The sequence below is a fragment of the Cloacibacterium caeni genome (assembly GCF_907163125.1).
Taxonomy (GTDB): Bacteria; Bacteroidota; Bacteroidia; order Flavobacteriales; family Weeksellaceae; genus Cloacibacterium; species Cloacibacterium caeni_B.
In genome coordinates this window covers 205,187-221,701 of the sequence record NZ_OU015319.1, presented here as the reverse complement: position 1 = coordinate 221,701, position 16,515 = coordinate 205,187, and the positions used below count along the sequence as shown (strand labels likewise).

8 protein-coding genes are annotated in these 16,515 nt (G+C 31.1%); all 8 read right to left on the bottom strand.

The genetic code is table 11. The annotated features are described in order from the left end of the window. Positions 1-8: 8 nt before the first annotated feature. Positions 9-4,229: a T9SS type B sorting domain-containing protein gene (locus KKQ79_RS01020; RefSeq protein ID WP_213188580.1), complete on the bottom strand. Its 4,221-nt coding sequence runs from the start codon at positions 4,227-4,229 to the stop codon at positions 9-11. Between the two features lie 206 nt (positions 4,230-4,435). Continuing rightward, the gene (locus tag KKQ79_RS01015; RefSeq protein ID WP_213188579.1) at positions 4,436-8,671 is read right to left on the bottom strand and encodes a T9SS type B sorting domain-containing protein; all 4,236 of its coding nucleotides are present in this window, start codon (positions 8,669-8,671) and stop codon (positions 4,436-4,438) included. A gap of 80 nt (positions 8,672-8,751) precedes the next feature. Further along, a complete protein-coding gene (locus KKQ79_RS01010) occupies positions 8,752-10,077 on the bottom strand; it encodes a hydroxymethylglutaryl-CoA synthase family protein (RefSeq protein ID WP_213190654.1) in 1,326 nt (441 codons plus the stop codon). Between the two features lie 165 nt (positions 10,078-10,242). Then, a complete protein-coding gene (locus tag KKQ79_RS01005) occupies positions 10,243-12,744 on the bottom strand; it encodes a M1 family metallopeptidase (RefSeq protein WP_213188578.1) in 2,502 nt (833 codons plus the stop codon). A 184-nt stretch (positions 12,745-12,928) separates the two neighbouring features. Continuing rightward, a complete protein-coding gene (locus KKQ79_RS01000) occupies positions 12,929-13,723 on the bottom strand; it encodes a thymidylate synthase (protein WP_104792324.1) in 795 nt (264 codons plus the stop codon). A 59-nt stretch (positions 13,724-13,782) separates the two neighbouring features. Beyond that, positions 13,783-14,223 carry a GreA/GreB family elongation factor gene (locus KKQ79_RS00995; protein WP_213188577.1) on the bottom strand — a complete coding sequence of 147 codons (441 nt, stop codon included), beginning with the start codon at positions 14,221-14,223 and terminating at the stop codon, positions 13,783-13,785. A gap of 116 nt (positions 14,224-14,339) precedes the next feature. Further along, positions 14,340-15,689, bottom strand: coding sequence for an alpha-amylase family glycosyl hydrolase (locus tag KKQ79_RS00990; RefSeq protein WP_213188576.1), 1,350 nt, complete (start codon positions 15,687-15,689; stop codon positions 14,340-14,342). 100 nt (positions 15,690-15,789) lie between these two features. Beyond that, a complete protein-coding gene (locus KKQ79_RS00985) occupies positions 15,790-16,371 on the bottom strand; it encodes an IS1096 element passenger TnpR family protein (RefSeq protein WP_213188575.1) in 582 nt (193 codons plus the stop codon). Positions 16,372-16,515 lie beyond the last annotated feature (144 nt).

Below are 16,515 nucleotides of genomic sequence, written 5' to 3'. Positions count from 1 at the left end.
TTTTAGTTTTATTTTTTATTCTTAAGATAAATCCATCCTTTGTAAATTCTCTCATCTCCAGCCGTTATAACAAACCAATAAGTATCTGAATTTAATACTCTAGAATTTGATTTTCCATCCCATCTAAATTCAGTATTGCTTACCTCTTTGTACACCATATTGCCGTACCTATCAAAAATCTGCAACGTAGAATTGTTACTGAAAACATCTAATCCAGTTAGCTCCCAATAATCATTAATTCCATCTCCATTTGGTGAAAAAGCATTTTTCAGATTAAAAATTTTTCCTTTAATAGAATCTCCATAGCAATCTGAATCTGCATATTTTACATAAAAAGTATAATCACCAGCCTCTAAATTATAAAATACATTACTGTCATGCCAAGTTTCCAAATCCTTAGAATAGACTATTTTTTTGCCTGGTATACCCTCAGCTTTTATGGTGTAATAATCATTTTTTCCAGTTAAAGATACAATTCTAGGAGTTTCTTCATTTAAAACTTTAAACGTTGTAGTATATGTACAACCTAGTGAATTGGTTAATGTTAATGTATATGTTCCTAAGGTTTTGATATTTGTTAAATAATCAACTCCATCTTTAATCGTTCCGCCTGGGAACTCCCAATGATATTTCTCCACATTTAGCCCATTGAAATTTGGCCTTATTTCTAATCCTATTTCATCATTTTTACAATAATAATAGTCAGGAATTTCAATCATAGGTGTTGTCTTCAAAACAACATTTATGGTATAAAAATCTGGACAAAAACCTTCTTGAGAAACCTTCACATAAATGGTAGGATCCCCACTATTTCCATCATAAGCATAAGATGCAGGATTTTGAATTTTATTTTGACCTAGCCATAAATCAGACTGATTACCATAATATTCATAAGTGAAAGGCGAGCTAAAATTTCTTTCGAAACCTGTAAGGTCTATTATTTCTTTTTTGTCATTATTTATATCACAAATATTATCTATTTTAAATTGTTTTTTATCAAGAGTCAATACTTCCCCTTTCTTAAAATTAATCTCTGCATAACTTCCACAGTTAGGTAAATTTTCTACATATACCCAAATTTTAGAAGTATTAGCATCAAGTATAAAATGTCCAGGATTTGTAATTTCTTCTCCAGGAGAATTATTACCAGGTAATACTTTATAAAATTTAAATATATTCTCCTCACTAGGATTTTGTACCATACTATCTTTATATGCAAGCAGATTTACATCATACGCTCCGTCTAAATTATTGTCACAAATAGTAATTTCTGAATTAATTGCTTTAGCTGGGAGTACAAATAATAAATTAATTGGAGCTATAGAATAACATCCGTATTGTGACTGAAATCTAGCGTAAACATAAGTGTTAGCAGCGGTAGAAACATAAGAGCTAGGTGCAGAAATCTTTCCTGCCGAGGTTCCTTGTTTTGCAGAATTTTCGTTTACATAATAAGTAATTTGAAGATTTTCTAACAAAACATTATTATTTTGTTGGTAAAATAGTTGAGAGACTGCCTCTTCTAAATTGAAGGTTTCACTGACCGAAAAATCCTCATTACATATTTTTAAAACCGCTTTTTCTTTTAAATTAATTACATCGTTAATGACGGGTAATTTTACCGTAACTTTTGCAACAGAAAAACAATCAGAATCTATAAATTTAACTTTTACATATAAAATATCTCCATCTTGAACTTCTGTATTTGATGGTTCTGAATAAGGGTCTGCAAAAGTACCGTTTTGTGCATTATAGCTTTTAAAATAAGAAAACTCCACCAGCTCAATATTTGTATTAATTAATGGTTCAAGCTTTGTAAGGTCTATATTTTCTTTTCCATCAGCAAGATTATCACAATAAATAGGGAATTCTCGTACTATTTCGGTAACGATATTTGGAGTACGTACTAGGTTGAAAGTTATACGAACTACTAAAAAACAATCTGGTAAACTTATTCTAGCAAACAACTCTGTAGAGCTTGATCTGAGATCTAAAAATCTTAAACCGGTTGTAGAACCATCTCTTGCTTCAGGTTCAGATAGATAAAAGGCAACTCTAGTTCCGCTTTGATTGTTTATTTCACGAGTATACTTGCTTAGTGTAATTCTCTCTAAGCCGTCATTTTTTATATCGCAGACTTTAAATTTATCTTTATTTACAGTAAGTTTTACGAGAACTATTCTTATTCTCTTTATGGTATAACAATCGCCATTACTAAATCTAGCATAAAAACTTTTGCTTATATAATCGCCATTATTAGTAATTGTCTGAATAGGATCAATTTTATTTGAATTATTTTGTGCATTTCTTAAAGATCCAAAAAAATCAACATGTTCTTCTCCTGATGGATTTCTCAACATTTCATTTTTGTAATTACTTAGATCTATGGTTTTATCCTCATTACCATCAAAACATATATATTTATCTACATTTATTGCCTCAATGGAATTAAAAGTCACATTCATATTAACCTCGGCAATGGAGAAACAACCCGAAGTACTTTGTACTCTAGCATATACTTTATAATTTCCTTCCCTGATCTGGGTAAGTCCTAATTGATTAGGTAATGCAGTGAATGCCTCATCATAAGTATTAAAAACCCTTATAGACATTCCTGATTCTGTAGTTAATTTATTCTTTAAGTTTTCTGCCCAATTAAAATTTTCTACTCCGTCATCATTATTATCGCATATTGTCACATTTAATGAGGCATTATTTACAACAGGAGATGAGTTAAATCTAACTTCGATTGGGCCTAAAACATTTACGCATCCCCCTTGAACAAGCCTTATATAGAATTGAGTTCCATTATTTAAGTTATAATTTGTAATTGCATTATGATCATTGTTTGCATCATTAAAAGATGTGAAATAAGAAACTGTTCCTTGATAATCTGTTCCTACTAATTGTGAATTTAGATTACTTAATAAAAAATTGTTTTCTATTCCATCATTAGCAAAATCACATATTACTGGCTTGTCATTGTAAATATTCTGAGAAAGAAATGATAGATTAGCCACTTTTTTACAATTAGCATCATTCTTATTAGAAACTGTAACTTTAAAATTTCTATTCGCACTTATCGAGAAAGGAGTATTTTCGTCTACCGCCAAACCAGTTGCCGCATCTATAAACTCAAAGTTAAAAAGAGAAGGATTTCCGGTTACAATGGAGCTTTTATAATCTTTCAATTTTACTAGCTCCGTATTATTACAAAAAATTTTGCTATAGTCTTTTACGAGTGGATAATCTGCAGCAAAATTAACATTTATGGTATCAGAATAAATTATTTCTTCATTATTACAATTGGTGTAAATAATCTCTACTCTATACGTTTCATTTTTGGTAGGACAAACCTTCAAATCTTTATTTGTCCCAATAATATTATTATTACTATCATACCATTTAATCTTTGGTGTTAATGAATCTGCATTTGGAGTAAATACCCAAGCTTCATTTTGCGCAGACCAATTACCTGTATTTCTTCCTGGAGCTGCAAGTCCTAAGTCTCCAGTAGCATCATTAATTCCTATTACGGCATTTTTAACACTTGCAAGATCACATGCAAGTGGTTTATTTACTACAAAAATTTCTATATTATTACTTCCTTCTGATAAAACGATTTGAGATGACGAAGCCTCAGAATCACATCCAGAAATTCTACCATTTCTGAAATTAACCACAAATTTTCTATATGGTGCCGTTCCTATTACCGCATAATTAATTTCAGAACCATTTGATTCTGAAAAAAACATATCATGAAAGACTCCAAAAATGGCTTCTTTAGGTAAATTTTGATTTGGTAAAGCTTCTGAAAAATTGGCAGGATTGGCTTGATTGGCTTGAAAAGTATCAAAACTTATCATTCCATTAGAGCCTATAACCAATTGTTTATAAACTTGTCCATAAAAACAAAATTTAAATGGTAAATCAATTATTTCCGAGAAAGAATCATCTAAATTACCTGTAATAACAGTTTTATTAACTACAGCGTAAGGAGTATAGTTAATAGAGGATACGGCATAATTATCTGTTTGTTTAAAAGAAGGATAATTTGCAGTTAATGCTACACAATTACCATTAACTAAAGGATAGTTACAGTTTACTAAGACTTCTCTTTCGTTTTTAGCATCAGAAATAAAAAAGTCTGATGCGGTTTGGGCTTTAAAAAAGCTGAAAGAAATTAGTAAAATGGCAATAAAAAAGCTATAGTTTTTTTTAAGTTTCATTAAAATTTATTTTCATTTTGCATTCAAATTTAATAAAATTCTTTTTAAAAGTGGATAAAAAAATTAACTTATGTTAAGATTTCATTGATGTTAGAAAATTCTTGTTAAGTTACTATTATTTTTGGTTAATAGTTGTCAATAATAAATTTAAAGTACTAACGAAAAAAAATCACCTAAGATTAAAACTAAATTTATATAAAAACACTTTAATTTCTATTTTTAAGAAAAATCCATCCTTGGTAAATTCTTCCATTGCCTACTTTTATTACATACCAATATGCATCTGTATTTAAACTTCTTGACTGAATTTTACCATCCCATCTAAATTCTTTATTGCTTGTTTGCTGGCAAACAACTTTACCAAACTTATCTACAATTTGCAAGGTTGAAGTTCCACCAAAAACATCTAAACCAGAGAACACCCAATAATCATTTATTCCGTCTCCATTTGGAGTAAAGGCGGTTTGAACGGTGAAAACTTTGCCTTTCTTCGCATCACTATAACAGTCAGAATCTGCATATTTTGCATAAAAATTATATTCACCGGCTGCTATGTAGAAAACATTACTATCTTGCCAATGAAGTAAATCTTTAGAATAAACAATTTTTTTTCCTGAAATTCCCTGTGCAGTCACTTCAAAATTGTTATCTTGTTCTATTAGTGAGACGATTTCTGGAGTATCTACATTGAGCACTCTAAAGCTCGTAGTGTAACTGCAATTGTAAACTGTAGTTAAACTTAATGTATATGTTCCTATGGTTTTTATCCCTGAAAGATAATTTTTGTCTGCTCCTTCTATAATGGTTCCATCTGGCAATTCCCATCTATAATTTGCAATTTTCATTGTAGAAAAATTCGGTTTTATCTCTAATCCTTGAGAAGCATTTTTACAATAATAATAGTCTGCTATGTTTATAATTGGCATTTTATTTAATTGAACTTCTATCGAGTAAAAATTAGGGCAAAAACCTTCTTGAGAAACTTTCACATAGAAGGTAGAACTTCCTTTAGTTTCATCATAAGCATAATAAGCAGGATTTTGAATTTTATTTTGATTCTGCCACATATCGCTATCTTTCTCAAAATACTCATAAGTATAAGAAGCACTAAAATTATTTTCAAAAATCGTAAGGTTTATTTGCTCTTTTCCATCATTACCTGTATCACAAATGTTATTGATACTGAATTGATTTTTATTCAAAGTCAAAATATTTCCTTTTTTAAAATTTACTTCTGCAATGCTTCCGCAATTGGTTAAATTTTCTACGTATACCCAAATTTTAGAGATGTAAGGATTCAATTTAAACTTTTCGGGGTTTTTTATTTCTTTTCCTGGGATGTTTATATCGCTTTCTCTGAGATAGAATTTATATACATTTTGGTCATCAGGATTTTGTACCATATAATTTTTGTATTCTAGAAGATTTACATCATAATATCCATCAAGGTTGTTATCACAAATAGAGATAACAGAGTTTTTAGCCTTTGTAGGAAAATAAGACAGTAAATTAATAGGAGCTACAGAATAGCAACCGTCTTTTTTTGATTGAAATCTTACATAAACAAATGCATTTGCGGTATGGGTATGATGCAAAGAATTTATTTTGCCTACCGTTGTTCCTACATTTGCATCATCTTCACATTCATAATAAGAAATAATAAGGTCAGACAGCGGAATAGAATTTAAGTTTGGGTCATATAATTGAAGAATAGATTCTGATAAATCAAAATATTCACCAAAATCAAAATCATCATCACATTTTTTTAAAGTTACTGTTTTAGAAAGTTTTATTGAAGGTAAATAATCTATATTGACAATAATTTTTGATACAGAAAAGCAATCTGAATCTTTGAATTTTACTTTTACATAGATTATTGTTGCATCTTGGACTTCTACATTAGAAACATTAGAATAGGGATCAGCGAAGGTATTATTTACAGGATTATATGTTTTAAAATAAGTAAAGTCTACTGATTCTTTATTTACATTTATTTCGGTAGCATAAGAGCTTAAATCTACATTTTCTTTTCCATCTGCATTATTATCACAAACATCTTTAAGGTTTATTGTTAATTCAGAAAGAATATCTGGAGTTTTAACTAAGGTAAACGTAACAGGTATTATAAGCAAACATTTTTTTATTGTAATTCTGGCATAAACAATTTGGCTAGAAGTTACTGTAAGAGATTTAATATCTGTTCCTGAGACATTGGCTAATGCTTGTGCTTCTGTATTAAAATAAAATACTTTTGAACCACTTTGATTATTTATTTGTTTTGCATAAGTACTTAATGTAATGGTTTCTGAATTATCATTCTTTACATCACAAATATTAAACTGATCTTTATTTTTCACTAAATGAACCAAATAAATTTTTATTGGTTTTATAGTATAACAATCTGTTCCATTATTAAATCTCACATAAAATGTTTTAGAAATATAATTTCCATCATCCTTAATAACTTGAGTAGAAGGTATCATATTAGCTGGCAAATTATCTATTGCAGCCTTATTACTTGTAAAAAAGAAAGGACCCGTTAAATTACTATTAGGATTTACAAGCATATTATTTGCTATAGCAAGAAGATCTACTGTTATATCTTCAAAACCATCAAAACAAATATAAGTATCTATATTTTTAAGCTCTACTCCAGATAGAACAACATCCATATTAATCTCTGCAATCGAAAAACAAGCACCCGGAAATTCTACTCTTGCATATACTTTGTAATTGCCTTTTGTTATTTTATCTAGACCTAACTGAGTAGATAATGCACTTAATGCTTCATCATATGTCTTAAAAACTCTTATTGAAACGCCAAGATCTGTAGTAACTTTATCTTTTAAATAATCACCCCAATTAAAATTTTCTACTCCATCATAATTTAAATCACATATTTGTACTCTAAGATTTAACGGCGAAACAACTTGAGGTGGAGATGTAAGTTTTATAGATATTGGTCCAAATACATTATAGCAATTATTTTGTGACACTCTTATATAAAACTGAGTATTATTCTCCAAATTATAAGTTGTAACAGAATTTATATTATCTAACGCGGATTGTCTAGTTAAAAAATAAGAAATCTCACCTTTGAAATTTGAGCCTACTAAATTTACATTTAAATTACTAAGAAGATAATCGTTTTCTTTTCCATCTTTCCATAAATCGCACACAGAAACTTGATTGGTTAAAATATTTTGAGAAAAATATTGAAAAGAAAGAGTTGTAGATCTTTTACAATTACGGTTATCTTTATTGGAAATAATTACGTTGAAATCTCTGCTAGAATCAACCGTAAATGGTATAGTTTCATCTATAATTTGGTTACTTAAAGCATCTATAAAAACAAAACTAAATTTTGAAAAATCATTAGTCGTAAGAAATTTTTTATAATCTGATAAAACTATTTGCTCACTACTATTACATATTATTTTACTATAATCTATTGTTGTTGGATAATCTGAAGAAAAAGTAATGTCAATTTCGTCTGTATATGTATAGGTCTGTCCGTTACATATAGTATAAAGAAAATCTAATCTATAATTTTCATCTTTTTTAGGAGATACTATTTGCTCATTAGAACTTCCAATTAAATTGCCACTTCCATCATACCAAGCAAATTTAGGCACTACATTTTCTCCATCTGGAGTGAATAACCATGCTTCATTCTGTGCTTGCCAAATCCCAGTATTTCTATTGGGAGCTGCAAGTCCAGAGTCTCCTATCTCATCATTTATTCCTATAAGAGAATTCTTGAATTTTGCTAAATCACATGCAAGAGATTTATTTTCCACGAAAACCTCTATATTATTACTTCCTTCTGAAAGTACGATCTGTGAAGTAGATACTGAATCATCACATCCAGACATTCTTCCTTTATAAAAATTTATTACAAATTTTCTAAAAGGCGCACTACCTATTACAGAATAATTAATTTCGGAATCATCTGATAGAGAAAAATACATGTCGTGTAATGCTCCAAAGATTGCAGCTTTGGGTAAATCTTCACTAGGTAAGGCTGTAGATATATTAGGTGCATTCGCTTGACCTGCTTGATTTATATCAAAACTTACCATTCCATTAGAACCTATTACTAACTGATTATACGCTTGACCATAAAAACAGAACTGGAATGGTAAATCAATGATTTCAGAAAAAGAATCATCTAAATTATCTTTTATAACTACTTTATTAGAAACAGAATAAGGGGTATAATTAATAGCTGAAATGATGTACTTATTCGTAAGCTTAAAAGAAGGATAATTAGATTTTAACAGTACACTATTATCTTTAACGAAAGGATAATTACAATCGATAAAAACATTTTGTTCATTTTTAGAATCTGATATAAAAAACTCTGATTGACTTTGAGATTTAATAAAAATAACACTAAAAAACAAAATTGTAAAAGCAGATATGAAATGATATTTAAACATAATTAAATTCATTTATACCTCAAAGTTACGAAACTTTAAATCCTAAGTCAATAAATAAACAAAGACATTTATCAGTTTTTTTATCTTTTTTCGTAATATCTTGCTCCCACTAAAACTGGGCTTTCTTTTTCTACTTTTACCAATCCAAAACCTTTCCAATCTGGATTTACCGAAGTATTGAGTTTTTTTCGGTGGAGATTTTCATACGTATCAAAATCTATTGCTCTGCGCTGATTCAGCACTTCGAAAATATTCCATTTTTCTACCACAGATTTCCAATCGTTTCCTATTTTTCCAGCAAAAACTTTAGATTTACTTCCACTTCCATAGGCTAAAAACCCTAGTTCTTTTCCGGCTAAATCTTCCCCATTTTCATAAGAAACTTGAAAAGCAGAAAGCAATGCCATAAAAATAGAAGCGGTGTACATATTCCCAATTTCTGAACTTGCACGTTGTGTAATTTCTATTTTTTCAGCAACTAAATTTTTATATTCATCGGTTTGAGCGATGGCTTTTATATCTTCAGAAGTGGTGGCATTCATTCCGTTTTCTATCCCAAAAATCTCAGTAAATAATCTCTTCCCGTGAAATGCATAAGGAAGGTGGAAAATCAGAAATCGCCAATTTTCATAAGGCTTTTCTCTTCCACTTTCTTCTTTGTAATGTTGGTAGGCTTCTCTAATTCTATCTTGGTAACATTGATTAGAATATTGACCGTCAAAAACAGGTTCATCTGTAAAAATTTCTACTTTTTCGGCGAAGGTTTCTGGTAAATTCTGCACCAAGTTTTTAGTGGTTTCTCTTCTTGGTTTAAAGAAATCAAAAACGCTTTCTGTAGCGACTCCAAATTTATTTTCAATTTCCAACAATGTAGGATTTGCCGATACCAAAACTGCAACTGCACCACCACCTTGCGTATATTCACCAGTAGAAGCCAATTCATATTTCGCATAATCAGAAGCAATTACAATGGCTTTTTTCTCAGGATTCGCTCTTACAAAATCAAGAGAATTGTGCAGCGCATCTACAGCACCTACACACGCAAAAGTCATATCTACTACATCACAATTTTTGAAACATCTTGCTCCAAATTCTTTTTCTAGTTCTTTTTCTACCATTTGCATGGCATAAGTAGCAGTAGGTTTTGCAGCATCTAGCGCAGATTCTGTTCCTAGATAAATTCTAGAAATTTCTTTGGGATTTATTTTATAATCTTGTATGAGTTTTAAAAGTGCTTCTGCGGCAAAAGTGGCTGCGTCTTCGTGTACATCGGGAAAAGCCATCCTCTTCAGTCCTAAACCTTTTTCTAATTTTGCAGGTTCTATTCCCCTTTTTTCGGCTAAATCCTTAATTTCTAAATATAAACTTGGCACAAAAAAACTTGCCGCTTCGATTCCGATTTTCATCATAATTCCTCAATTTTTGTGCGAATTTAACGAGTTGAAAATTCCTGACAAAAGAATTATGCTAAGAATTTTGTTTTTTATTTTAAATCTAAATAATTTTTAACATCAAAAAAGCCCTTTTTACAAAAAATGTAAAAAGGGCTTCAATTTATTAAAACAAATTAATTAGTTGCTGTAAGAAGTAATCGCTTTATTCAACATTTCTATTTGTGTATTTAGACTGGTGCTAGAAGGATTCTCTCTAAATAGTTTCATCTTTCTTTCTAAACCTTTTTTCAGCATTTGAACAATCATCATTTTGGCTTGTACATTATCGCCAATTTGACTTTTGGCTTGTCCTAAAACTTTCGTAAGATTGTATACTGCTTTTGTATTATCAGAATCCATAATCCAATTGAAACCTTCTTCTGCAGGTGCTGCTAGTTTAGGATTTTGAAACCCAATAAAAGGATAAAAAGCTACAAGAGAGGCAATATTTGGCATTTGAGCAGTAATTTTATTTTTTACAATCACCGGCAAAAGTGTCATCACTAAATCTTCCGAAGCGCTTTCTAAATCTATTTTTTCGGCATAATTTACTACTTTTTCAGGAGCAACTTGAGCAATTCCAGAAAGTGAATTTCCTTTCACCGAATTAGAAATTGCATTGATTCCTTTTTCAAATAATGGTAAATATTTAGGGTTTTTAGTTTTTGCTAAAACACCGATTGCAGCTCCTTTCACCAAATTTTTCTCATCATTTTGCGCTAATTTTTCTACATCTGCCAAAAATGATTTTGGATCTTCTGGTAAACCTTCCAACGCTAACAATCTATTTCTGTAAAACTTATCTTTCAAAGCTGCTGCATATAATTTGTCTGCAAATGGATTTTTAGAAACTTGGTCTTTTGCTTCTTCTATAGCCGTGTATTTGCTGTACAAATCTTTAGCAGTAGTGTATTGTAAAAATAATTGTTCTGGAGTTTTGTCTTGTTTAATATCGCTCAGCAATAAACCTTCAGGATTTGCATTAATCAATTCAGGATTTTTAGTCACATCAAAAACGAAGTCATTTTTAGCTTTTGCCGTTACCCAAACTTCTTTTCTAGAAATTTTACCATTTTCTAAAACATCAATCGACAATGGAAACTCAAATTTTTCTTCTTGTGTCTGAGCAACATTTACGATGACTTGTTTTTTCATCGGGTCAAAAGTAGATTTAACCTCTAACTTAGGATAACCTTTCCCGAAATACCATTGATTAAAGAACCAATTTAAATCTTTTCCCGAAACTTTTTCCAGAGAAAGTCTCAGTTGATGCGCTTCTCCAGTTCCATATTCATTGGTTTTAAGATAATCTGAAAGTCCAGCGAAAAACGCATCATCTCCCAAATAATTTCTTAGCATGTGTAGAATTCCGCCTCCTTTATTATAAGAAACGCCATCAAACATGTCTTCTCTGCTTTCATAGTTGAATCTCACTAAATCTTTTCCAAAATTTCTTGGGTCTGCTTTAGAATTTCTAAGAGATTTTAATCTTTTATAATCTGCTTCGTCTTTTCCGTACTTGTATTCGTTCCAAAGATATTCTGAATAATCTGCAAAACTCTCATTTACAGTAAGATTACTCCAACTTTCTGCGGTTACCAAATCTCCAAACCAATGGTGGAATAATTCGTGAGCGATTACATCTTCCCACTTGTTTTCGTCTGCTAAATCACCCGCTTTTTGTTGTGCAGATTCTTCGTGAATTACTGCGGTAGTATTTTCCATAGCACCAGAAACGTAATCTCTGCCTACAATCTGTGCGTATTTTTGCCAAGGAAAATCATAATTTAATTTTTTAGAAAAGAACTCTATCATTTCTGGAGTATTCCCAAAAATTTGTTTTGCATACGGTTCGTATTCTTTTTCTACATAATAATCTACATCTATATTTCTCCATTTATCTTTAATCACGGCATATTCTCCCACTCCCATGAAAAATAAATACGGAGCGTGTTTTTGATCCATTACCCAATGATCCGTTCTCAGGTTTTCGCCTAAATTTTCAGAACTATTTAAAATTCCGTTAGAAAGGGTTACATATTGTTTAGGAACCGTCATGTAAATTTCCTGCGTGGTTTTCTGATTGGGTTTATCTATTGTAGGAAACCAACAAGAAGAAGATTCCGTTTCACCTTGAGTCCAAATTTGCGTAGGTTTATCTGCATCTTTTCCTTGAGCATTGATGAAATAAAGTCCTTTCGCATCATTAATGGCAGCAGAACCTTTCTGTTTTACTTCATTTGGTCTCGCTACATATTTGATATAAACGGTATAATCTTGATTTTTTTGGTAAGTTTTATCTAAAGAAATTTTTAGAATATCTTCTTTATAATCATATTTCAAAGGAGTTCTTGCACCATTTTTTTCTAATGCGACCTCATTAATAATCATTCCTTTAGCATCTAAAACCAATTCATTGGAAGCATAAAAAAATGGAGAAGCGGTAATCCAAGCTTCGCCGTTCATTTGTTCTTTTTCAAAATTGAAATTCACACGCAATTTGGTGTGTTTCAACTCTGTAGATTTGGTATGAGTAGCTCTGTAAACACCAGTTCTGCCAGAAGTTTCGGTTTGTGCAAAAGTGAAATTGTCAGTAGAAAAAAGCCCTAAAAATAAGGCTGCAATGAGTAGTTTCTTCATTTTAAAATTTTGTATTTCGGTTAATTAGTCCCATTTATGTACTCTTTGTTACGTATAAAAACTTTGCCAAAGTTAAAATTATTCTCAAATTAACTTTGGCAAAATCCTAAAAAAAAATCAAAATTTACTCTCTAAATCTTAGAGGAAATAAATTTTGATTCTTAAATATTTAATAAATTATCTTTTAAATCGCAACTGGTGCTTTAATTCCAGGATATGGATTATAATTTTCTAGCGTAAAATCTTCAAAATCGAAATCAAATAAATCTTTAATTTCCGGGTTGAGTTTCATGGTTGGCAATGCTCTAGGTTCACGAGAAAGTTGCAATTTTACCTGCTCAAAATGGTTGTTGTAAATATGAACATCTCCAAAAGTATGCACATAATCTCCTACTTCTAATCCACAAACTTGCGCCACCATCATACAAAGCAACGCATAACTCGCAATGTTAAAAGGAACGCCCAAAAATACATCAGCACTTCTTTGATACAGTTGTAAAGACAATTTTCCATCAGCTACATAAAACTGAAACAATGCGTGACAAGGCGCTAAAGCCATATTTGGAATTTCTGCTGCATTCCAAGCAGAAACGATAAGTCTTCTAGAATCTGGATTTTTCTTGATTTGCTCTACTACTTCTACAATTTGATCTACCACTTTTCCATCTTTGCCTTCCCAAGTTCTCCATTGTGCTCCGTAAACTGGACCAAGATTTCCGTTTTCATCTGCCCATTCATTCCAAATAGAAACCCCATTATCAGTGAGATATTTGATGTTAGTGTCGCCTTTTAGAAACCACAACAATTCATAAATAATAGACTTCAAATGCACTTTTTTGGTCGTTACCAAAGGAAAACCTTTAGACAAATCATATCGCAATTGGTAACCAAAAACGCTTCTGGTTCCTGTTCCTGTTCTGTCTGTTTTATCGGTTCCGTGGTCTAAAATATGTTGGAGTAAATCGAGGTAGTTTTGCATAATGGTTCAATATTCTTGGTTCTAAGTTCTGAGTTGACTTCTACAAATTAATGAAATTTTCACCAAATATTTTTGATGAATTGATTTAAGTTATTCACAATGAATACATCGCCTTCTTTTTTACCATTCATCGCTTTTGCTAAAGGAGATTCTGCCGAAATGATGAATATTTTTTCTTGGTTAAAACTCAATTCGCCTAAAGAAACGGCAATAAAAAATTTGCCTTTATCTGTTTCCACTAAACTTCCTAAATTGACGGTTTTATGAGAAATAGACTGAATGTTTTTAAGAATCTGTTGAGATTTCAGTTGTTCATTCAGTTGAAGCTGAAGGTTATTAATTTCTTGCTGAAGCATTTCTCGGGAAGTTTCATACTTGTCTCCCATAGAACTTTTGGTATCATTATTAGAAGCTCTGGTTTCGGCAATGAGTTGTTCTAATTTCTGAATTTTTTCAGAAATTTTTTTTTTTACCAGTTCTAAAAGTTCAGCTTTGTTCATAACATAATTTTTGACTAAAGTCTAAATGAATTATTTATTAAAAAGTCGGGCTAAAGCCCGACTCTATTGATTTTATTATCACATCAAACATCCATCTTCTGACATCTGACAAATTTTTATTTTTCGAAAACAATATATTCCCACTTGTACATTTCTATGGTAGGTTTCGCATCAAAATCTGTGGTCAAACCAGAGAAAATACTTTTGAATTTTCCTTTTACCGTTTCGTCTAAAATCTGCACTTTCAAATGTTGAGCATCTGATAAATTAAGGATTACCAAAACTTCGTCATTTCCATTTTTTCTAAGATAAGCCAGAACTTGATCTGGGGCGGTGGTTTTCAAAATTTGAGTAGTTGCTTGGTCATCGCCACCTCTCAATGCAGGATTTTTAGATTTAAGTTCGAACAACTTTTTGTAGAAATTTTCTAATTTATTTTCGCCATTCCAAGGAATTGGGTCTTTTTCAAAAAATTCTAATCTTTTATTTAACAATGGCAGTTCTTGACCGTTGTACATCAAAGGAACACCGTTCCAAGTTGCAGAAAATACGGCTAGAGTTTTCGCCATTTCACCATACTTTTCATATTCTGTTCCGTTCCATGTATTTTCGTCATGATTAGTGGTAAACCAAGCTCTCATGCTTTTGTTTCCGATGGCAGAATACTGTGACAAAAGATTCGTTAAATCCGTAATTGGTAATTTTTTCTGATAAAATTCTTTGGTTAGATGCATCCATTTCCAGCTATAACTCGCATCAAAAACTGTAGCATAATCTGGATTGTCTAATTCATCATATTCTCCTAACCAAAAAAGTGGTTTTATGGTTTCAACTTCTGGTTTTGCTTGTTGCCAGAAATCTACTTCTACCCAAGAAGCTAAATCACATCTAAACCCATCAATATCCGTTTCTCTTACCCAATATTTCATGGCTTCAATCATGGCTTCACGCATTTTTGGGTTTCGATAATTGAGTTCTATGATGTCATCCATTCCAGAAGCTATTTGAAAATCATTGGTTTTAGGATCCATCAAATAAAAGTCTGGATGCGTTTTGGTCCAAACATGATCCCAACCCGTATGATTCGCCACCCAATCGATGATGACTTTAAAACCCATTTTATGAGCTTCATTTACTACACTTTTGAAATCTTCTAAAGTCCCAAATTCTGGATTGATAGAGGTATAATCTTGCGCAGCATATTGACTACCAAGTGTTCCTTTTTTATTTTTTTGAGCAATAGGTGTAATTGGCATAAACCAAAGTGTTTCTACGCCCATTTTTTTAAGTCTTGGTAATTCTTTTTCTACAGCTTTGAAGGTTCCTTCTTTAGAAAATTGTCTTACGTTTACTTCATAAATGTTGGTGGTGTGTTTCCAGTCAGTTGTCATTGTTTTCTGATTTTGTAAAGCGCTGCAAGAGATTAGTGACAAGCCTAACATTGCAGATAAAAATAGCTTTTTCATAGTTGAAAATTTTAGCGAAACAAATGTAGTGATTGTATGCTAAAACCAATAAAAAATCCGGAAAATTTTTCCGGATTTTTATCATAAATTTCAATATTATTTAATCATCTTCCCCTCCTTCATCGATAAAATCATCGCCAAAACCATCATCTTCTTCTTCGTCTTCTGTAGCAAACTCGTCATCAAAATCATCTTTGAAGTCTGCGTCTAAATCTCCAAAATCATCATCCATGAAAGCAGCAGCAACTGATGCTTTACCAGAAGCGCCACCAGATTTTCCTGGAGCCTTTAATGGAACGTTACCAAATCTAAAAACGGTAATAGGATAATTTACAGCAGGTTTCTCGTCTATAATCTCTACCAATTCACAGAAAAATTCCCATAAATCGATTAGACCATACTGAAACTGCACTTTATCACCTACTTCTTCGAAGGCTTCCATCAGGTAAACATCTGACATAATTTCTCCGTCGCCATCATCGCTCATGTCTTCTAGTGGAACGGTTTTTACTTCCATTCCTTCTTCGTCTAGAATAGTGAACATAGACAATTCGTCACCTTGCAAACTGAAAGCACTTTTAATCCCGTTATGTAAATTCCAAAGGGTTTGCTTTTCTTTAATTTCAATATCTCTAAAAATATTGTCTTTTGAATCTAGAATTACTCTAATTTTATAAACCATATTTTACTTTTTACTAATATTTAGAAGCTAATTGTATTAAAGTATTTTTATTGATTTTGATGTTTAAAATTTCGGTTACAAAGATAAAACAAAAGAAACTTGACTTTCTAAAAAAATAAATTTTTATTCAAAAAAGATTTTATT

Bases quoted from the DNA above. Each gene is read 5' to 3' on its own strand.
- KKQ79_RS01020 (WP_213188580.1), bottom strand. From the start codon at position 4,229: ATGAAACTTAAAAAAAACTATAGCTTTTTTATTGCCATTTTACTAATT.
- KKQ79_RS01015 (WP_213188579.1), bottom strand. From the start codon at position 8,671: ATGTTTAAATATCATTTCATATCTGCTTTTACAATTTTGTTTTTTAGT.
- KKQ79_RS01010 (WP_213190654.1), bottom strand. From the start codon at position 10,077: ATGAAAATCGGAATCGAAGCGGCAAGTTTTTTTGTGCCAAGTTTATAT.
- KKQ79_RS01005 (WP_213188578.1), bottom strand. From the start codon at position 12,744: ATGAAGAAACTACTCATTGCAGCCTTATTTTTAGGGCTTTTTTCTACT.
- KKQ79_RS01000 (WP_104792324.1), bottom strand. From the start codon at position 13,723: ATGCAAAACTACCTCGATTTACTCCAACATATTTTAGACCACGGAACC.
- KKQ79_RS00995 (WP_213188577.1), bottom strand. From the start codon at position 14,223: ATGAACAAAGCTGAACTTTTAGAACTGGTAAAAAAAAAAATTTCTGAA.
- KKQ79_RS00990 (WP_213188576.1), bottom strand. From the start codon at position 15,689: ATGAAAAAGCTATTTTTATCTGCAATGTTAGGCTTGTCACTAATCTCT.
- KKQ79_RS00985 (WP_213188575.1), bottom strand. From the start codon at position 16,371: ATGGTTTATAAAATTAGAGTAATTCTAGATTCAAAAGACAATATTTTT.